This is a genomic window from Streptomyces sp. NPDC019224 (assembly GCF_040632605.1).
GTDB lineage: Bacteria > Actinomycetota > Actinomycetes > Streptomycetales > Streptomycetaceae > Streptomyces.
This window is the reverse complement of sequence record NZ_JBEYCF010000034.1, coordinates 26,052-45,624: the sequence shown is the minus strand read 5'-3', so window position 1 is coordinate 45,624 and position 19,573 is coordinate 26,052. Positions and strand designations below refer to the sequence as shown.

The 19,573-nt window shown below is 72.0% G+C and carries 15 protein-coding genes and 2 pseudogenes; 13 read left to right on the top strand and 4 right to left on the bottom strand.

Translation table 11 applies throughout. The features are described 5' to 3' along the window. The first annotated feature begins 128 nt into the window (after positions 1-128). The 6 genes from ABZ564_RS21525 to ABZ564_RS21500 all read left to right on the top strand — a co-directional run bounded on the left by ABZ564_RS21525 (position 129) and on the right by ABZ564_RS21500 (position 10,058). Entirely contained in the window at positions 129-1,445 is a 1,317-nt protein-coding gene (locus ABZ564_RS21525; RefSeq protein WP_360858719.1) for an extracellular solute-binding protein, read from the top strand. Beyond that, entirely contained in the window at positions 1,442-2,392 is a 951-nt protein-coding gene (locus ABZ564_RS21520) for a sugar ABC transporter permease (protein WP_360858716.1), read from the top strand. Before ABZ564_RS21525 ends, ABZ564_RS21520 begins: the two co-directional genes overlap by 4 nt. A gap of 2 nt (positions 2,393-2,394) precedes the next feature. Further along, positions 2,395-3,225, top strand: coding sequence for a carbohydrate ABC transporter permease (locus ABZ564_RS21515; protein ID WP_360858713.1), 831 nt, complete (start codon positions 2,395-2,397; stop codon positions 3,223-3,225). A 53-nt stretch (positions 3,226-3,278) separates the two neighbouring features. Beyond that, on the top strand, positions 3,279-4,463 hold the full coding sequence (locus ABZ564_RS21510; protein ID WP_360858710.1) for a glycoside hydrolase family 76 protein: 1,185 nt from the start codon (positions 3,279-3,281) through the stop codon (positions 4,461-4,463). 65 nt (positions 4,464-4,528) lie between these two features. Continuing rightward, on the top strand, positions 4,529-7,618 hold the full coding sequence (locus tag ABZ564_RS21505; RefSeq protein ID WP_360858708.1) for an alpha-mannosidase: 3,090 nt from the start codon (positions 4,529-4,531) through the stop codon (positions 7,616-7,618). 358 nt (positions 7,619-7,976) lie between these two features. Beyond that, a complete protein-coding gene (locus tag ABZ564_RS21500) occupies positions 7,977-10,058 on the top strand; it encodes a histidine kinase (protein ID WP_360858705.1) in 2,082 nt (693 codons plus the stop codon). On the opposite strand, the gene ABZ564_RS21495 is transcribed toward ABZ564_RS21500, so the two are convergent. Continuing rightward, entirely contained in the window at positions 10,055-10,714 is a 660-nt protein-coding gene (locus ABZ564_RS21495) for a response regulator transcription factor (protein WP_360858702.1), read from the bottom strand. The two genes, ABZ564_RS21500 and ABZ564_RS21495, sit on opposite strands and share 4 nt — an antisense overlap. 69 nt (positions 10,715-10,783) lie before the next feature. Between ABZ564_RS21495 and ABZ564_RS21490 the strand changes: the two genes are divergently transcribed. Continuing rightward, complete coding sequence (locus tag ABZ564_RS21490; protein WP_360858699.1) at positions 10,784-11,515, top strand: ABC transporter ATP-binding protein; 732 nt, start codon at positions 10,784-10,786, stop codon at positions 11,513-11,515. Then, on the top strand, positions 11,515-13,944 hold the full coding sequence (locus ABZ564_RS21485) for an FtsX-like permease family protein (protein ID WP_360858787.1): 2,430 nt from the start codon (positions 11,515-11,517) through the stop codon (positions 13,942-13,944). Before ABZ564_RS21490 ends, ABZ564_RS21485 begins: the two co-directional genes overlap by 1 nt. Positions 13,945-14,093: 149 nt before the next feature. On the opposite strand, the pseudogene ABZ564_RS21480 reads toward ABZ564_RS21485, so the two are convergent. Further along, positions 14,094-14,278 (bottom strand): annotated as a pseudogene (locus tag ABZ564_RS21480) (maleylpyruvate isomerase N-terminal domain-containing protein); the annotation flags it as partial. A gap of 76 nt (positions 14,279-14,354) precedes the next feature. Further along, positions 14,355-15,344, bottom strand: coding sequence for a WYL domain-containing protein (locus ABZ564_RS21475; RefSeq protein ID WP_360858696.1), 990 nt, complete (start codon positions 15,342-15,344; stop codon positions 14,355-14,357). A gap of 93 nt (positions 15,345-15,437) precedes the next feature. Here ABZ564_RS21475 and ABZ564_RS21470 point away from each other — a divergent pair, with 93 nt between their 5' ends. After that, positions 15,438-15,836, top strand: coding sequence for a VOC family protein (locus tag ABZ564_RS21470; protein ID WP_360858693.1), 399 nt, complete (start codon positions 15,438-15,440; stop codon positions 15,834-15,836). Positions 15,837-16,145: 309 nt separating this feature from the next. Here ABZ564_RS21470 and ABZ564_RS21465 read toward each other — a convergent pair whose 3' ends face one another. Then, entirely contained in the window at positions 16,146-17,090 is a 945-nt protein-coding gene (locus tag ABZ564_RS21465; RefSeq protein ID WP_360858690.1) for a LysR family transcriptional regulator, read from the bottom strand. Positions 17,091-17,178: 88 nt separating this feature from the next. Here ABZ564_RS21465 and ABZ564_RS21460 point away from each other — a divergent pair, with 88 nt between their 5' ends. The 4 genes and pseudogenes from ABZ564_RS21460 to ABZ564_RS21445 form a co-directional block, all read left to right on the top strand. Beyond that, positions 17,179-18,099, top strand: coding sequence for a zinc-binding dehydrogenase (locus ABZ564_RS21460; RefSeq protein ID WP_360858687.1), 921 nt, complete (start codon positions 17,179-17,181; stop codon positions 18,097-18,099). Beyond that, positions 18,096-19,088 (top strand): alpha/beta fold hydrolase, encoded by a 993-nt coding sequence (locus ABZ564_RS21455; protein ID WP_360858684.1) that lies wholly within the window; start codon positions 18,096-18,098, stop codon positions 19,086-19,088. The genes ABZ564_RS21460 and ABZ564_RS21455 overlap by 4 nt, the downstream gene beginning before the upstream one ends. Continuing rightward, a complete protein-coding gene (locus ABZ564_RS21450; protein ID WP_360858681.1) occupies positions 19,085-19,264 on the top strand; it encodes a hypothetical protein in 180 nt (59 codons plus the stop codon). Before ABZ564_RS21455 ends, ABZ564_RS21450 begins: the two co-directional genes overlap by 4 nt. Before the next feature lie 107 nt (positions 19,265-19,371). Next, positions 19,372-19,563: pseudogene (locus tag ABZ564_RS21445) on the top strand (FAD-dependent oxidoreductase); the annotation flags it as partial. Positions 19,564-19,573: the final 10 nt, after the last annotated feature.

Sequence of the window (19,573 nt, the reverse complement as noted above, 5' to 3'; positions counted from 1 at the left end):
GCCACATGGTGTCGTTAACATCCTCGCAACCCGGAGCGCGGAAACGCACGCCGTACACGCTTCCGGTGGCCTCCTCACCGCACACCGGAGCCAGGGACCCCCCAGGGGGTCCAGAGGGAAGTGAGCCCATGAGATCAACCGGCGAGACGACAGAGCGGTCGTCTCACCCGCTCCGCCGGCGCACCGTGCTGGCCGGCCTCGGGGCCGGCGCGGCGGCCGCACTGGCGGGCGGCTGCGCGCGGGGCGACAGCACCGCCGCGAAGCCGGGGACGACGTCCCTGGCCAACGACAACGCGACCTGGGACGACGGCTACGTGGCCGCCGGACGCGAGCTGAAGAAGCTCACCGGCTACGCCCTGCGCCCCCTGTCGAACCCGAATCCCACCGCCTACACCCAGGTCACGCAGATCTCCCTGCAGACGACCAAGGCCACCGATCTGATCAAGTGGCAGTCGGGCTACAACCTCAAGCAGCTCGCTCGCACCGGCAGCCTCAGCGATCTGACGCGGCTGTGGGAGGCGTACGAACGCAAGGGCTGGGTGACGAAGTCCCTGCGCGACGCGATGTCCTACCGGGGTGCCGTGTACGGGATGCCCCTCTACCAGTCGTACTACGTGCTCTTCTACAACACGCATGTGTTCGACAAGCACGGGCTGCGGGCGCCGGAGACCTGGGACGAGCTGCTGCACACGGCCGAGGTGCTCAAGAAGTCCGGTGTCGTCCCGTTCGTCGCCACGCAGAACGGCAACTGGCCCGCCTACGAGTGGTTCGAGGAGCTGATCAGCAAGGTCGACCCGGTGTTCTACGCGGATCTGATCGCGGGCCGGGCCCGGTACACCGATCCGCAGGCGCACAAGGCCATGCAGATCTGGCAGGACTTCATGAAGAAGGGCTGGATGACGCCGGCCGACTTCGACCAGAACAACGGTCCGGCCGCACTGAAGACCGGCAAGGTCGGCATGTTCCTGCACGGCTCCTGGCAGTCGCAGGGGCTGACGGCGGCGGGCATGAAACCGGGCGAGGACTTCGACGCCTTCGTCCTGCCCCCCGTCACCCCCTCCACCCCGCGGTCCGTGATCACCGAGGCAGGCGTGCTCGCCGTCCCGGAGAAGGCCGTGTCCCACGACGCCGCCATGGCCAACGCGGGCCACTGGCTGCACCCCTCGGTCCAGCGGGTGTGGACCGACTTCCTCCAGGACGGCTCGGCCAACCCGAAGGCGGTCACCTCCAATCCGGTCCTCGCCCGGCTCAGGAAGCGGGCGCTGGACGAGCACTGGACCGAACTGCCTCGCTACGGCCAGTCCGGACCGCCCAATCTCATGCAGGGAAACACCGATGACCTGGGAGCCTTCATGACGCAGGCCATGTCGCCGGAGGCGACGCTGCGCAGCATGGCGAGCCGTGCCACCAAGGAGTGGGCCGCGTGGAACAAGGACGAGTCATGACATCGGCCCTCGACGCGCGACGCACCCGGACCGACGCCTCCACCGTCCCCGCCGCCCCGCCCGCTCCCCCGGTACGCGCCCCTTCCCGCAGGCTCAGGGACCGGCTCGCCGGTGCGGGCTTCCTGGCCCCGGCCGTCCTGCTCGTGGCCGGACTGCTGCTCACGCCGTTCGTGATGACGCTGTACCGCGGCTTCTTCAGCGACGGCCGGGTCTCCGGCTTCAGCTGGTTCACCAACTACGACCTGTTCTTCAGCGACCCGGTGCTCGCGAAGTCGGTGGAGAACACCCTGATGTGGGTGGTCGGCACGGTCGTCCTGCCGCTGGTCCTGGGGCTCGGCATCGCCGTCATGACGAACGGCTCCGGGTGGTCCCGGGTGGCGCGGCTGCTGGTCGTCCTGCCGTACGCGATCTCCGGCTCGGCCGTGGCCGTCGTATGGAACTTCATCCTGACCACGGACGGGGCGGCCAACCAGGCGCTGGACGCGCTGGGGCTCGGGTCCTTCGCCCAGGGCTGGCTGCTGGAGTGGCCGGGCAACACCCTCGTCATGATCGTCGCCAACACCTGGCAGGCGACCGGGGTGGCCGTGATCCTCTTCCTGGTCGGTCTGCAGACCATCCCTCCGGAGACCCTGGAGGCCGCGTCGCTCGACGGCGCCGACGGGCTGCGCAAGTTCTGGTACGTGGTCCTGCCGCAGCTGCGGACCGTGTCCGTGATCGTCGTCGGGAGCAGCCTGGTGAACGGGCTGAAGTCGTTCGACCTGATCTGGGTCCTCACCCAGGGCGGTCCGGGCCGCAGCTCCGAGACGCTCGCCGTCTCGATGTACCAGGAGACCTTCCTCGCGCTGCGCCCCGGCGCCGGAGCGGCCGTCGCCGTCGTCCTCACCGTCATCGTGCTGCTGGCCTCCTGGCTGTATCTGCGGCGCCAGCTCAATCCGAAAGGCGCCTGAGCATGTCCCTCCGCCGCGTCTCCGCCGGCACCGCCGTCCGCAATACCGTCCTGGTGATCGTCTCGCTCCTCTGGGCCGTACCGACCTGGCTTCTGCTGGTCAACGCACTGGTGCCGGCCTCCGAATACGGCGGCGCGCCGCACTGGCTGCCGCACGGCGGTTTCGGTCTCTTCGACAACATGTCCCAGGCCTGGTCCCGGGCCAGGCTCGGCCCCGCCATGGGCAACAGCCTGCTGTACGCCGTGACCAGTTCGGCCGCGGCCATCGTGGTGGCCACGACCGCCGCGTTCGCCACGGTGATCATGCCGGTCAAGCGCAAGACCATGTGGTTCTGGCTGATCTACTCGGGCACCCTGCTCCCCCTCCAGGTCTTCCTGCGACCGCTCTTCCTCGCGTACGCGAACACCGGCCTGTACGACGCGCAGATCGGGCTGTTCCTCATCTACGCGGCGGTGGCGATCCCGTTCGCGTACTTCATCATGCGCAACTTCGCGCAGACGCTGCCCGGCGAGGTGATCGAGGCGGCGCGGCTGGACGGCGCCTCCTGGTGGCGGGTCTTCTGGCAGATCCATGTACCACTGTCCAGGTCGGCGATGATCGCCGCGTTCGTCTTCCAGTTCGTCGCCGTCTGGAACGACCTGCTCTTCGGCATCACCCTGTCCACGAGCCGCAACATCCGGCCGGTGATGGCCGCGCTCGCCGAACTCCAGGGCAACTACTCCAACGTCGGGCCTCCGGTGGTCCTCGGTGGAGCCCTGCTGGTCTCGCTGCCGACCGTCGTCCTCTTCTTCGCGGCGCAGCGGTTCTTCGTCAGCAGCCTCAAGCTCGGCTGAGCCGCGCCGTACCGCCGATCAGGCACCCGAGCCGATTCCCGAAAGGCACCCCGGTGAAACTCCCCGCCCGCACCGCCCTCGCCCTGGCCGCAGCTCCTCTGCTCTGCACCGCCCTGTGCCCCGCCCCCGCCCTCGCCGCCGGCCACCCGGCGACAGGCCCCTGGAAGGACCGTGCCGTGCACACGTACGACGCGCTCCAGCGGCACCTGTACCAGGGCGAGGAGAACCACGGCCTCTACCAGGAGGCGACACCCCACCGCAGCACCGACAACGCCCACTCCTACCTCTGGCCGATGCGGGAGGCGGCGGCCGCGACGGTCGACATGGCCGGCCTTCCCGGATCGGGCAGGCGCTACACGGCGGACGCGGCGGAACGCTTCACCACCCTGGAGCTGTACTTCGAGCCCCGGGACGGCCGGCCCGGATACGACTCGTACCTGCCGGCACCGCTCGGGCAGGGCGGTGACGTCTTCTACGACGACAACTCCGTCGTCGGGCTGACGCTGCTGGACCAGTACAGCGCCACCGGGGACGCCGCCTACCTGCGCCGGGCCGAGCTGACCTTCGACGTCGTCAGCCGAGGCTGGGACGACGACCCGGCCAAGGAGTGCCCCGGCGGGATGGACTGGGTCGACTCCCCGGCCAACAACATGCGGGCCGCCAACGTCACGGGCCTGGCCGCGGAACTGGCCGCCCGGCTCCACCAGGAGACGCGCCGGAGCCGCTACCTGACGAGTGCGCAGCGGTGGTACGAGTGGAACTGGTCGTGTCTGCGCCAGTCCCCCGGCCTGTACCGCAACAGCCTCGGCGACGACGGTTCCGTCAACTCCACCCTGTGGACGTACAACTCCGGGGCCATGGTCGGCACCGCCGCGATCCTCTACCGGGCCACCGGGGACCGTACGTATCTCAAGCGTGCCGTGCAGGACGCCGAGGGGTCGCTCGCGTACTGGAAGCAGGGTGAACGCCTGCACGACCAGCCGGCGATCTTCAACGCGATCTACTTCGACAATCTCCGGATCCTGGACGAGGCCGGCCCCGCCCCCGCCCCCGCCTACCGGCAGACGGAGAGCGCGTACGCGGAGCGTGTCTGGAAGGAGAACCGCGATCCGTCCACCGGTCTCTTCCGGTTCCAGCCTTCGGGCGGCGGCGCCTACGACCCGGACGCCTCCGCCGAGACCCTCGAGCAGTCCGCGATGGTCCAGATCTTCGCGGGCCTCGCCACCGACGCCTCCTGACCCCGCACATCCCCGCCCGACCGACGCACCGAACCGGCACCATGCCAGAGCGGAGAACACTCTCCATGCCCCGCCCCGACCTGTCCCGCCCCTCCTGGTGGGACTCCGACATCGCCCGCGGCATCCTGCGTGACCGCGGCGTGAGCGCCACCGGAGTCCTCGGCGGACACCCCGTCCGGCTCTCCTGCGAACCGCTGCTGCGCCACGACGGCGACGGCGGGCTCCTGCAGTCCGTGCGGATCCAGGCCGGCCGCCCCGTCGACCGGGCCGTGGTCACCACCCTGTCCGGCACCTCCCTGCGCAGCGAGCTGATACCCGGACCGGCCGGCGAGACCCGGATGCTGGTCCCAGAGGTGGACGCCCCGCTGCCCGTACTGGTCGAACTGCCCGACCTGGCGCCGGGCGAGCACGTCGAGGTGCTGCTGACTCCGCAGCGGCACTGGACCCTGCACCTGGTGCAGCACGCCCATCTCGACATCGGCTACACAGACCCCCAGGGCACCGTGCTCGCTGAGGGCCGCAAGTACCTCGACTCCCTGCTCGAACTGTGCCGCGCGACGGACGACCGCCCCGACGCGTCGCAGTTCCGCTGGGCCGTCGAGGGGTTCTTCAGCTTCGAGAACTGGTCGGCGAACCGTCCGCCCGAGCAGGTCGCGCAGTTCCTGGACCGGGTGCGCCAGGGCCGTATCGAGCTGACCGCGATGCCCTTCAACCTGCACACGGAAACCTGCTCGACGGACGAACTGCACGAGCTCCTGCGCCCCGTGCGCGAACTGCGCGCCCGGCACGGCATCGACGTCACCACGGCCATGCAGACCGATGTCCCCGGTCAGGTGGTGGGACTGCCCGACGTGCTCGCGGACAGCGGCATCCGCTATCTCTCGGTCGCCCACAACTGGGCGGGGCGGGCGGTGCCGCACCACACCGGCGGCGGGGCGCTGCCCCGGCTGTTCCGGTGGCGCGCGCCGGGCGGCCGCAGCGTCCTGGTGTGGCGCACCGACACCCCGCACGGGCTGGCGTACATGGAGGGCTCGATCCTGGGCTTCGACGAGTCGTACGACCGGGTCGACGATCTCCTGCCGCACTACCTGTCGGCGCTGGCCACTCATCAGTACCCGCACGAGGGGCGCGGCATCCCCGGCTTCCCCGTCCTGGACGAGGAGTTCAAGGGCGACCCGTATCCGTGGGACGTCCTGCACCTGCGGGTGCTGGGCAAGTTCGCGGACAACGGGCCGCCGCGCCGGATCATCGCGGACACCGTGCGCAGGTGGAACGAGGAGTGGGCCTTCCCGGTCCTGCGCACTTCACGCAACGAGGACTTCTTCGTCGACGCGGAGGAGCGTTACGGGGACCGGCTGGAGACGTTCGAGGGTGACTGGAGCGACTGGTGGGTGGACGGGGTGGGCGCCGGCGCGGTCCCGCTGGCCGCCACCCGTGACGGCCAGGCGGCGCTGGCGGACGCCCAGACGGTCGCCGGACACGCGGAGATCCTCGGTGCGGCGGGTTCGGGCATCACGGCGTCGGCTCCTGATGTCTACCGGGCGGCGTCCCTGTTCAACGAGCACACCTGGGGCGGCGGCGACCCCTGGACGCACGGCGACCACGGCCACGCGTCCGGTGAGCGCCAGTGGCACTGGAAGTACGCCCAGGCGCTGCGCGCCCACGACGAGGCGAAGACGCTCCTGGACGGTGCGGGCGCGGCCCTCGGCGGCCGGCTCTCCCCGTGCGAGGGCACGCTCGCTGGCTTCTACGTCACCAATACGTGCAGTTGGCCGCGGTCGGAGGCGGTCCGCCTCTTCCTCCCCGAGAGCACGGTCGCGCTGGAGGACCCGGTCCGGGTGCTCGACGCGCGGGACGGCTCGGTGCTGGCGCACACGGAGGAGGCGCAGTCCAACGAGCTGCACCGGGCCGCGGGCCGCTTCCTGCTGTTCCGGCTCGCGGAGGTGCCGGCGCATGGTGCGGTACGGGTGGACGTCGTCCCGGCACAGGGGCCCCCGGAGGTCCCCGAGGACCTTTTCGGGGAGCCGACGGTCCTGGAGAACGAGTTCCTGCGGGTGAGCGTGGACCTGCGGGCGGCGTGGATCGGCTCGGTCGTCGACAAGCGCACCGGCCGGGAACTGGTGCGGCAGGACGCAACGGTCGGGCTCAACGCCTATGTGTACGACGAGTACGCGACGGCCGGCGGCTTCAACCACCAGTCGAGCAAGACCACGGCGAACGGGTCGATGCATCTCCTCGCCTCCCGGACGGCGGCGCCCCCGGCCGCGCTGGTGGACCGTTTCCGCGACGCCACGGGCGAGACGCTGGTCTACGAGTGCTCCCCGGCCGGCACCGAGCGGCTGCGGGTCCGTGTCCACCTGCCGCACGGGCAGGCCCGGATCGATCTGGAGAACCGGATCGCGAAGCCCGCGACGCTCACCAAGGAGAGCGCGTTCTTCGCGTTCCCTTTCGCGATGCGGGAGCCGGCCGTCCGGATGGAGGCGACCGGCGGCATGACGGGCACCGGTCTGCCGACCGTGCCGGGGTCCGCGCAGCACATGCGCGCGGTACGGCGCTGGGTGAGCTTCGAGGAGGACGCGGTGGTCGCGGCGGTGGCCACGCAGGACGCCCCGCTCGTCCAGGTGGGCGGGATCGCCGTGCCGTACGTGCCCTATCCTCAGTCGCTCGCCCAGGACGAGCCGGGCACGCTGTTCTCCTGGGTCCACAACAACATCTGGGACACCAACTTCCCCTCCGAGCAGGCGTTCGACCACGTGTTCCGCTACAGCGTGGCCTTCGGCCAGACCGCGCACACCAGTGGGCCCGTGCTCGGCATGCACACGGCCGCCGTCGGCAGCCGTCCGCTGCTCGCCGTCCGCGCACTGGGCGAGGAGAGCACGGCCCCGGATGCCTCGTACGCGTTGCTGACCCTCGGCGACCGGCGCGTGCGCGTCGTGGGGCTCACCGTTCCCGCCCCCGGCCAGGTGCTTGTCAGGCTCCAGTCCTTCGCCGAGGAACCGGTCGCCTGCCGGATCACCCCCGGCTTCCCCGTCGCGGAGGCCCGCACGGCCGACTACCTCGGCGCTGCCGGTGACCTCCTGACGCCGGACGGGGAGGGCGTCATGACCGTGGACATGCCCGTGATGGGCACCTGCGCGGTGCTGTTGCGGCTGTAATCCCCGCCCGGCCCCGGAGCGCCGAAAGCTCCGGGGCTCCGGCAGTACGCCGGCGTGTTCTCCACCGACCGGGGTCACCGTGGGCCGCTGGGGCGAGCTCAACCTCTTCGTCTGCCCCGAGGAGCCCGGCCACCCGCACAGCTGGAGCATCCAGTAGGCCGCTCGGCCATGACCCGCGCACGCGGCACAAGCGGCCCAACGGCCTTCCGCCGCCCCGTAGGTGTGCATCACGTGCCACCGCGGGGGCCGGGCCGGGCGGGCAGCCGCCGCTCCGGTGATGTCCGGCTCGGTGACGGCCACGCGGTCGCCCGTACCGCCCGGCATAGGATCTCCCTGGATCGTTGGGGGCGGGGGCGTTATGACGAGAGCTGCACGGGCGAGCACCGTGGCCGTGCTGGCCGCCTTCGCGTCCGTCTACGTGCTCGCGGGGTCTCCCGCGGCCCTCATGGTGTTCGGGCTGCAGCTCTTCCATGTGCTGCCGGTGCTGCGCCGGTACCGCGGACCGTGGCTGCTGGTCGCGCAGGCCTGTGCCGGGTACGGCGCGGTGCTGGTCTCCGGCGCGTCCGTGGGCGTCCTGGGATTTCTCGGCGGTTCCCTGCTGTTGTGCCGTCAACCCTGGCCGCTGCTGGCCCTGCCGGCCGCGGGCAGCGCGGTGATCCTCGGCTCCTTGGACGCGTCCATCAGCATGGTGCTGGCCTCCCTGGTGGTGTACGGGCTGACCAGGCTCACCGAGCACGCCGAGGAGGCGGACGCCGCACGCGTCGGCGGCGTGATGGCGGCGGTCGCCGAGGAGCGGCTGCGGATCTCCCTGGAGCTCGGTGACGGACTGGGGCGCGGGCTCGCCGAGATCGGCACCGGCGCGCGGGCCGTGCTGGCCCGCCCGGAGCGTGCGGCCGCCGTGCTCGCCGAGGTCACCGAGTCGGCGCGGGCCTGCCTCGCGTCGGCCCGGCAGTCGGCGGCCTCGTACCGGGCCATGTCGCTCGCGCCGGAACTGACCACCGCACGTGCCCTGTTGACGGCCGCCGGGATCGAGGCGGAGGTCCGCACCGGGCACACGGAGCCGCTGGGCTCTTCCGGCGCCCTGCTGGCCCACGTGCTCCGCGAGGCGGTGACCGGTGTGGTGCGCCGGGGGGCCACCAACTGCCGCATCGAGACCTACGCGGCCCACGGGCGGGTGGGGCTGCGCGTCGTCAGCGACTCGGCCCGGACCGCCGACGACGAGATCCTCGGGGGCGTACCGGGGCGGGTTGCGGAGGCCGGCGGGCGCGTGACCACCGGGCTGACTCCCGAGGGGCGGTACTTCACCGAGGCGGTCCTGCCCGGAGCGGTCGCCGGCGTGCCGGAGTCCGTGGACGACGGGCGGGCGTACCGGCTGTCGATCGTTCTGCTCGGTGTGGTCCTCGTCGGGTTCTGCGCCAAGGCGCTGCTGATGCTGGACGCTTCTCAGCTGCTGCCCGCGGCGGCCGGGCTCGCGCTGATCGTCTACCTCCAGATGTCGTCGGTGCACGGGCGGCATCCGTACAAGCTGGCGGTGATGACCCTGCTCGCGTTCCTTCCCGTACCGGTGTTCGGGCAGGCGTGGCTGGGTGTTCCCGGATTCGTCGCCGGGCCGCTGCTGCTGGCCCTGCCCTGGCGGCTGGCGTGGCCGTCGGTGGTCGCGGTGTCCGGTGCGGTGGCCTGGATGGCGGTGCGGATCGGGCTTCCCGCGGGAACCGTCGCCAACTACGCCGTGTCGAGCGTGGTGACGGGTCTGGTGATGTACGGGCTGCTGCGGCAGGCGCAGATCGTCAGGGAGCTGCACCTGGACCGGGATCGTCAGGCCCGGGCCGCGGTGGTCGAGGAGCGGCTGCGCGCCGCCCGTGACCTGCACGATCTGCTGGGGCACAGTCTGGCGGCCATCCTCCTCAAGTGCGAGCTGGCCCGCCGGCTGCCGTGGGAGCGTGCGCGGGGGGAGCTGGCCGACGTGCTCACCATGACCGCGCGCGGGGAAGCGGATCTGCGGGCGGCCTCGGGTGGGGAGGTGCGGATGGCGCTGGCCTCGGAGGCGGAGTCCGCGCGTGCGGTGGTGGTCGCGGCCGGGATCGAGGCGAAGGTGCGTCTGGAGCACGACGCGTTGGGGCCGGCGGCGGAGACGGTGCTGAGCGCCGGGCTGCGTGAGGCCGTGACCAACGTACTGCGGCACAGCTCAGCCACGCTCTGCGAGATCAGTACGGAGTCCGCGGCCGGCGGCACCCTGCTGCGGGTCCGCAACGACGGGGTGTCCGGCATCGGCGGCCGTCCCGGTTCGTCCGGCATCGGAAACCTGACGACGCGTCTGGCGGCCCGGGGCGGCACGCTGACCACGGGGGCGGCGGACGGCTGGTTCACGCTGGAGGCATGGCTGCCGGCCGCCGCACCCGATGTGCGGGACGCCCCGCCGGACCCTGCCTGCGCTCCCTAGATCCAGCCCGCTTCGGAGGCGATGCGGGCCGCGTCGGTGCGGTTGCGTGCGTTGAGCTTGGCGACGATCGCGGTCAGGTAGTTGCGTACGGTGCCGGCCGACAGGTGCAGCTGGGCGGCGACCTCGGTCGCCTCCGCGCCCGCCGCCACCAGTCGCAGTACGGCGGCCTCGCGGGAGGTGAGCGGGTTGTCGGCCAGGTCCCAGGCGGTGACGGCGAGCGAGGGGTCGAGGACCCGTTCGCCGGCGGCGACCTTGCGGACGGCGGCCAGGAGTTCGTCGGGGGGCGCGGTCTTCAGGACGAAGCCCTGGACCTGGGCGGCGAGTGCCCTGCGCAGGTGGCCGGGTTTGCCGTACGCGGTGAGCATCAGCAGCCTGCAGCCGGGGACCTTCGCGGTGATGTGCGCCGCCGCGTCGAGACCGTCCATCTCGCCGGGCATGTCGATGTCGAGGACCGCCACGTCGGGCCGGTGGACCATGGCCTTGGAGAGGGCGGCGGCGCCCGTGTCGGCTTCCGCGACGATGTCGATGTCGTCCTCGAGGCCGAGCAGCATCGCCAGCGCGGTGCGGATGACGTGCTGGTCCTCGGCCAGCAGTACGCGTATCACCTTGGGGGCCTCTCGTCGGTCCGGCGCAATGGGCGGCGGTGTCCGGATCATGACGAGGTCATGGTAGATGCAGGACGAGGTCTGTGGGGTTGGTCCCCGCAGGTCAGCAGTCTTGGACACATGACGGATGCAGTGCAGTTGGAAGCCGTGAGCAAGGTCTACGGCAAGGGGCAGGGCGCGGTCGCCGCTCTGCGCGAGGTGTCGGTGCGGATCCCGTCGGGTTCGTTCACGGCCGTGATGGGGCCCTCGGGGTCGGGCAAGAGTACGTTTCTGCACTGTGCGGCCGGGCTCGACACCCCGTCGTCGGGGTCGGTACGGCTCGGTGACACGGAGCTCGCCGGGATGAACGAGACGAAGCTGACGAAGCTGCGGCGCCGCCGGGTCGGGTTCGTCTTCCAGTCGTTCAACCTGATCCCCTCGCTGGACGTCCTGGAGAACATCACCCTGCCGATGCGGCTGGCCGGTGCCCGCGTGGAACGGGCGTGGCTGGACGAGATCGTGGTGCGGGTGGGCCTCACGGGCCGGGTGGGTCACCGCCCCGCCGAGCTCTCCGGCGGTCAGCAGCAGCGTGTGGCGATCGCGCGGGCGCTCGTCACCCGGCCCGAAGTGGTCTTCGGTGACGAGCCGACCGGCGCGCTGGACACGGTGACGGCCCGGGAGGTGCTGACCTTGCTGCGCGACGTGACCGATGCCATGGGGCAGACGGTGGTGATGGTGACGCACGACCCGATGGCGGCCTCGTACGCGGACACCGTGCTGTTCCTGGCCGACGGCCGGATCGTGGACGCGATGACGGAACCGACGGCGGACCGGGTCGCCGAGCGGATGACCCGACTGGGGGCGTGGACGTGATGATGGGTTTCGCTCTGAAGACGCTGCGGCACCGCAAGGCCGCCTTCGCGGGGGCGTTCGTCACCCTGCTGTGCGCCGCGGCGCTGGTGACCGGCTGCGGGATGCTGCTGGAGACCGGGCTGCGGGGAAAGGTGGCGCCCGAGCGGTACGCGGGGACGCCGGTCGTCGTCGCCGGTGACCAGTACGTGCATCGGACGGTCGTCAAGAAGAAGGGCAAGACGAAGCACAAGGCCAAGCAGATCGCCGAACGGCGCTGGATCCCCGCCTCGCTGGCGGACGAGCTGCGCGAGCTGCCCGGTGTCCGGAAGGTCGTCGCCGAGGTGACCTTCCCGGTCCGCGAGGACGGCGGGCGCGAGGCGCTGGGCCACGGCTGGGATTCGGCGGCCCTGACACCGTTCACCCTGGCCGCCGGCCGGGCCCCGAAGGCCGCCGACGAAGTGGTGGTGGACGCCGCGTCCGGGCAGCGCGTGGGATCGCGGCTCAAGCTGCAGACGCCCGCGGGCCCCGGCTCGTACCGGGTCGTGGGGGTGACCCGGCAGCGGCTGAGCAGCCGGAGCACCCTGTTCTTCTCCCCCGCCCAGGCGGCCGGGCTGGCCGGACGGCCCGGGCAGGTCACGGCGTTCGGCGTCTTCCCGCACGTGGACGTCTCGAAGATCGAGCGGTCCGGTGAGGTACTCGTGTACTCCGGTGAGGAGCGGGGCAAGGCGGAGTTCTTCGACGCGGAGCAGGCGCGGATCAAGCTGATCAGCCTGGGCGGTGCGCTGGGCGGTACCGCGCTGCTGGTGGCGGTGCTCGTGGTGGTGGGCACGTTCGCGCTGTCCGTGCAGCAGCGGCAGCGGGAGATCGCCCTGCTGCGGGCCGTCGCGGCGACGCCGAAGCAGCTGCGCGGGCTGCTGGGCGGCGAGGCGCTGCTGGTCGCCGCCGTCGCCTCGGTGTGCGGTGCGGGGGCGGGACTGGGCGTCGGGTTCTGGCTGCGGTCGAAGTTCGTGGAACTGGGGGCCATGCCGGAGCAGCTGAAGCTGGTCGTCAGCCCGTTCCCGGCGGCGGCCGCGGTGCTGGCCACGCTGGTGGCGGCCTGGGCCGCGGCGCGTCTGTCGGCCCGGCGGGCGGCGCGGATCCGGCCGGTCGAGGCGCTCGGCGAGGCGGCGCTGCCCACGGCGCGGCTGCCGTGGCCCCGGCTGCTGGCGGGGGTCCTGGTGACGGCGGGCGCGGTGACGCTGACGCTGGTCCTGTCGACGCTGACGACCGAGGCGGCCTCCGGTCCCCTGACCATGGTCACCGCCCTGCTGTGGGCCGTGGCGGTCTCGGTGCTGGGCCCGCTGGTGGTGCGGGCGGCGGTGGCCCTGCTCGGGGTGGTGCTGCGGACCTCGCGGACCAGCGGCTATCTGGCCGCCGCGAACCTGCGGGCCCGGGCGCGCCGACTGGCCTCCGTGGTGGCGCCGTTGACCCTGATGATCGGGTTGACCTGCACGATCCTGTTCGTACCGACGACGATGGGGCACGCGGCGCGGGCGGAGGCGGAGGCGGGCAACCGGGCGGACTTCGTGCTGGGCCCGCACGTCCCTTCCGTTTCGGCGGAGCGGCTGCGGGAGCGGGCCGGGGTCGAGGCGGTCACCGAGGTGCTGCACACCTCGGTGCGGGTGGGGCTGACGAAGTACGGGGCGCAGGGGGTGACGTCGCAGGGCCTGGCCCGGACGTCGGACCTCGGCGTGACGTCGGGGTCCCTGGACCGGCTCGGCAAGGGCACCATGGCCGTGAGCGAGAACGCGGCCGACCGGCTGAAGGTCGCTGTCGGCGAGAACGTGAGCCTGACCCTCGGCGACGGCACGCCGGTCCGGCTGCGGGTGGTCGCCGTGTACGCGCGCGGCCTCGGATTCGGTGAGCTGACCCTGGATCACGGGCTCATGGCCCGGCACGTGGACGATCCGACGGGCACGCTGCTCGTCGCCGCTCCGGGGCTGAGCCGTACGGACGTGGCGGCCGCGGTGCCGGGGGCCTCGGTCCTGGACCGGGCGGAGGCGGTCGAGGCGGCCGCTCCGGACGCGGAGGTCAACTACGTCGCCATGGGGCTGATCATCGCCTTCACCGCGATCGCGGTGGTCAACACCCTCGCCATGTCCATCACCGACCGCACCCGTGAGCTGGCCCTGCTGCGGCTGGTCGGCACCACCCGCCGGCAGGTCCTGCGGATGCTCCGCCTGGAGACCCTGACGGCACTGGCGATCGCCGCGGTGCTCGGCACGGCCCTGTCGGTGGTCACGCTGACGGCGTTCAGCAGCGGTATGACCGGCGCCGCCCCTCATATCCCGCCGGCGGTTTACGTGGCGGTGCTCGCTGCGGCGAGCGGTCTCACGCTGGTGGCCACCGGAGTGCCGGCCCGGGTGGCGCTGCGGCAGCACGCGGCGGAGGCGGTGGCCGGGGGCGAGTAGACGGCGGAGACGGGGCCGGGTGCCGCTCCCGGTGCCCGGTGCCGTGGTCTGGCCGCAGGACGCGGAATCGGTCCCCCGGCCCCGTGCGGGTACGGGCCCGGGGGGAGAACGGGGGCCGAAGGCCCTGCCGGCCGCGGGATCAGCGAGCCGTCGCCCTTCGGGGGTCCGGGGAGCAGGTTCCAGTAGCCGGGCGCGTCGGCGGAGGTGGCCAGGGTGCCCAGGACGTCCTGGGCACCCTGGCCAGGTGGCACACCAGGTCCCGGACGAGCCACCCCGTACAGCCGGACGGTTTGTCGAAGTCCTCCTCCGGAAGGCCCGCCACGGCGTCGAGCAGCGCTGTCCAGGAACGCGAGAAGGGGTGCCCCGGGGCCACATGAGTTGTGCCCTCGCAGGACAGCGGTTCCTCGCGGTCAGGCTCGGCGAGCGTAGGACGCAAGGCGATCGGCGAGCTCGGTGAGGAGGTCGCGCAGTTCGTCGGGGCGCTCGATGACGAACGGCCGGTCGAGCGAGGCGAGTACGGGAGGCAACCAGTCGAGCCGCTCCGCCCGCAGCTCGACGCGCAGCCAGCGCTCGGTCGCCCGGTCCTGGCCTGCCGCGGGCTCGTACTCCTCCAGGCTCGCGATGCCGGCGGGCAGGCGGGCGCGGATCTGCTCGACCGTCCCGTGGATCCGCAAGGTCACCTCATGCCGGTACTCGGCCGTGGCGAACGCCGACAGCACACGCTCTGCCGGTCCGGGACCCCCGGGCGCTTCGAATGAGCCGGGCAGGGTCCGCGCATCTGCGATGCGATCGAGCCGGAAGGTGCGGTCCTCGCCGATCCGGGCGTCCTTGCCCGTGACGTACCACCGGCCGGCATGCGCGACGATCCCGTACGCGTGCAGCGTGCGTTCGCTGCGCCGTCCGTCGCGGTCGGTGTAGCGAAGGGCGACCGGCCGGTGGTGGCGCACCGCATCGGCGAGGGTGAGCAGGACCCCGGCGTCCGGAGTGTCGAACTCTCCGGGCCGTTCCGTGAAGGCGAGGGATTCCAGGAGTGCGTCGAGCCGGCGGGCGATGTGCTTGGGCAGCACCCGCCGGATCTTCGCCGATGCCGTCTCGTTCGCCGTGTGCTGCGTCGTCGTCAGCCCCGCCCGGCGGCCGGCGAGCAGGCCGAGCAGCACGGCCAGCGCCTCGTCGTCGCTGAGCATGAGCGGAGGCAGGCGGTACCCGGGAGCGAGCCGGTACCCCCCGTAGCGGCCGCGCACCGATTCCACGGGCACGTCCAGGTCGATGAGCTGGGCCACATACCGCCGCACGGTGCGTCCTTCGACGCCGAGCCGGTCGGCCAGTTCGGCCACCGTCCGGGTGCCGCCCGACTGCAGCAGCTCCAGGAGTGTCAGCACGCGGCCGGTGGGTCGAGGCATGTCGGCAGCCTAACGCCAATACAGGACCGGTTCTGTCCACTATTTCTCCTAGCCTGCGACGTGCACGCCTTCAGCACAGCCAAGGAGAATCCCGTGGAGTTCGTCTCGATCCGCATCATCACCGGCGACGTAGCGCGCCTCGTCGAGTTCTATGAGCGAGCCACAGGGGCGCGGGCCACGTGGGCCACCGAAAGCTTCGCCGAGCTCAGGACTGCGGGCGCCGCCCTCGCGATCGGCGACACCAGCACCGTCCCGCTGTTCGCCCCGGGCTCTGCCCGCCCGGCGGACAACCACAGCGTGATCACCGAGTTCCTCGTCGACGACGTGGACGGCGTTCACCAGAACCTGACCGGCTTCGTCACGGACTTCGTCACCGAGCCCACCACGATGCCCTGGGGCAACCGGTCGCTGCTGGTCCGCGACCCCGACGGCAACCTCGTCAACTTCTTCACCCCCGTCACCCCAGCGGCCCTCGCGAAGTTCGCACGCTGACCCCGCGCACAGCCGCTCACGCGGGGGCCCTGAGATCCCGGGGCTCCCGGTGAACGCGAGCGCCGAGTCCAGGAGCGCCCCCAGCAGGGACACCGGAAGGACCCCGGTCTCCCGTCTCCGACCCACGGTGCAGCGTAGCGACCGAGGTCATGCGCTCGTCGGGACCGCGGCTGCTCGTCATGTTCGCGGAGCATCCGCATGACGGTGGCAGGTGAGGGGTGCCGGCCCGGCTTCGTGCCGGTGGTGACGCCGGCCCCTTCGGGGGTCTCGCCTCACGTTCGGGCGGACTGCTCCGCCCCCTCGACGAGGTCATTCCGGGCCGGGACCGGGACCGCTCACGGGTGGTTCGGGCAGCCAGTCGCGGGTCGGGTCGTACTCCAGCCATCGATTTTGTCCTGCTTCCTCGGCGCAGGCGGTGAGGAGGCTGTTCAGGCCCGGGCGCCCGTTCCCGGCACGCCACAGCAGCGACCAGGCATACAGCGGCGTGGGATCGGCCAACGGGACGGAGCGCACCCCGGTGACCTCCGGCAGGGGCACATCGGCAGGCACCAGCGAGAAGCGTCGCGGCTCTTGTGCCACCCCGGCGAGGAAGTGGGCGAGCCCCAGGTTGACGCTCGTGGCCGTTTCCTGAATGCCGAATCGGTCGGCGAACCGGTGGAGGAAGTCGAGCCGGTCCAGCGCGCCGGGCGCCCACAGCACGCTGTCGCGCAACTGGTCCGGCCGCAGCGCCGGTTCGGCTGCGAGCGGATGGTCCGCGCTCAGTACGGCGTCCACCGGTTCGAGGCGGACGAGGCGGTGGGCCAGCCCCGCGGGCAGCGGGGGGTGGACCCGGCCCAGGGCGGCGTCGATGTCGCCGTGCAGCAGTGCCGTCGTCGCTGCCGGCAGATCACGCCCGTGCCCCAACACCAGCTCTCCGGCCCGTCCGGCGACCTGGGCGAGCGTCCGCATCGGCGCGTAGAGGTGACCCCAGACGTCCACGCGCAGCGGACGGTCCTCGCCGACCGCCGCCGCGACTGCGGCGTCGGCGGCAGCCACGGTCTGCCGGGCCGGTGGGAGGAAACGCCGGCCGGCCTCGGTGAGGCGTACGCCGTTGCCACCGCGCTGGAACAACTCGGTGCCGAGCAGGAATTCCAGCCGCGCGATCCTCTTGGACAGCGCCTGCTGGGAGATGGCGAGCGTCCCGGCTGCCCGGCCGAAGTGCAGTTCCTCGGCGGTGCGCACGAAGGCACGTACCTGCGCCATGTCGAGATCCACGGCTCTCACCCTAGGTGACAACCGAAAGATGTCGGCTTCGCTTGTTCGTTGTTGGATCGCGGGACGGCCTCGGGGGTTGCATCTCTCCATGCAAAGACTGATTCCCACAGGGGAAGCGGCGCGTCCGGTCGCCTTCGCCGAGGTCCCCCAGCCCGTGCCGCAGTCCGGTGAGGCACTGATCCAGGTCGAGGCGTTCGCCCCGAACCGGGGCGAGACATTCCTTCTCGAACGCCCCCGGCCGGAGCTGCTTCCCGGCAAGGACATCGCAGGGCTCGTCGTACAGGCGGCGGCCGACGGGTCCGGCCCCGGCATCGGTGCCCGTGTGGTCGGGCATCCGGCACAGGGCGGCTGGGCCGAGTACGCAGCCGTGCCCACGCACTCGCTCGCGGTCCTGCCGGACAGTATCGACAGCGTACGGGCGGCGGCTCTGCCCCTGGCCGGGATCACTGCCCTGCGACTGCTGCGTACGGCCGGTTCCCTGGCCGGCCGACGGGTGCTGCTGACCGGCGCCTCGGGCGGGGTGGGTCACTACGTCACCGAGCTGGCCGTCGGCGCGGGAGCCGAGCTGACCGCGGTGACAGCCACGCCGGTGCGTGGCGAACGGCTCGCAGAGCTGGGCGCGAACGTGGTGCACGAGGTCGAAGCGGCTCAGGGACCGTTCGATGTCGTGCTGGAATCCACAGGTGGGCCGGCTCTGGCCCTCGCCCTGTCGAAGGTACGCCCGGGCGGCACGCTCGTCTGGTTCGGCCAGGCGAGCCGCACCCCGGTGACCCTTGACTTCTTCCAACTCCTCGGCGGGCCCGAGCGCGTCACGATCCAGCACTTCCACTACGCCGACGCCCCGTACGGCTCCGATCTCTCAGCGCTGGTACGCCTCGTGGAACAGAACCGGCTGCACCCGGAGATCGACCGCATCACCGACTGGGCACAGACCGCCGGCACCCTGGTCGACCTCCGGGAGCGCCGGATACGCGGCAAGGCCGTCCTGCTGACCGGAGGAGCACGATGAGCACCACCGACTTCGCCGACGCCCTGTGGACACGCGCCACCGGCACAGGAGTGGACCCTCACGAGTACCGGCGCGTGACCGAGGGCCTCGCCTCCGTCGCCGACTGGGGCCCATCCTTCCTGCGCACCGGATACGGATACCTGCAGCGCGCGGAGGACGCGGGATCGTCCCTCTCCGCGGGTGAGTACCTGTTGACGGCGGCCCGGTGGTTCCACCTGGCCACCCTGGCACCGTACGCGGACGCACCCCGTGCCGCCGTCGAGGCGGACCACGCCCTGAGCCGGGCGCTTACGGTGCTGGAGCCCGGTGCGCGGCGGGTGAGCGGCGAGGGATTCACCGGCTGGCTGCGTGGCCCCGCCGACGCGCAGGGGACCGTGGTGGTGGTCCCCGGCCTGGACTCGGCCAAGGAGGAGTTCCTCGATCTGGTGTCCGTGCTGCTGGCCAGGGGGCTCGCGGTGTTCGCGATGGACGGCCCCGGGCAGGGCGTGCTCGCGGCCACCACGACCTTCGTGCCGGACTACGAGCGGGTCGTGGGCCGGGTCGTCGACGCCCTCGGCGTCGCACGCATCGGACTCGTCGGCATGAGCCTGGGCGGCTATTTCGCGGCCCGCGCCGCGGCGCTGGAGCCGCGCGTGGCGGCCGTCGCCACCGTCAGCGGTCCCTTCCGCCTCGACTGGGAGGAACTGCCCCCGCCGGTACAGGAGATCATGACACGACGCGCGGGGGGTTCCGACGCAGCCCACGAGTTCGTACGTCACGTGGACCTCGCCGCCCTGGCCCCCCGCATCACGGCCCCGCTGCTGGTCGTGGACGGAGACCAGGACGTCATCCCCGGCGTGACGAACGGCGAGCCCCTGGCCCGTCTGGCACCGCACGGCACCTATCTGTCCGTCCCTCACGGCGACCACCTCCTCGGTAACGCCCGGCCCGACTGGCTGCCCCACCTCGGCGACCACCTCACGCACACCCTGGTGGGAACACCGGCATGAACCGCTTCACCGACAGGACCGTCCTCACCGTCGAAGGCGCCCGCGCCGTCGTCACCGGCCGCGCCCCTCCGTTCCTCACCCTCGACGACGCGAATGCGTCTGCTTCTCCACCTGCCGGTCTCTCCCCGTCGTCGGACACCGCCACCCGTGGTCGTACGCCCTGGGCCGTCGCCTGACACGCCCCCCTTCCCAGGTGACGCGCGTCACAGTCGTGCCATGTCACATCCGAGGGCCCTGCCTCCATCCACTGGTTCGTCAGCGACGGACGAGGAAGGGACCGAGCATGAGCGCGCAGCAGGAGAGCCGTACGGCGGCCACGCACCGCGTAGTGATCCTGGGGGCCGGATACGCGGGCATGGCCGCCGCCATTCAGCTGGCGGCCCGGACCAGGAAGCGCCGCGACGCGGTGCAGGTGACCGTGGTGAACGCGCAGGAACGGTTCACCGAGCGGATGCGGCTGCACCTGACGGCCACCGCCGCGAACG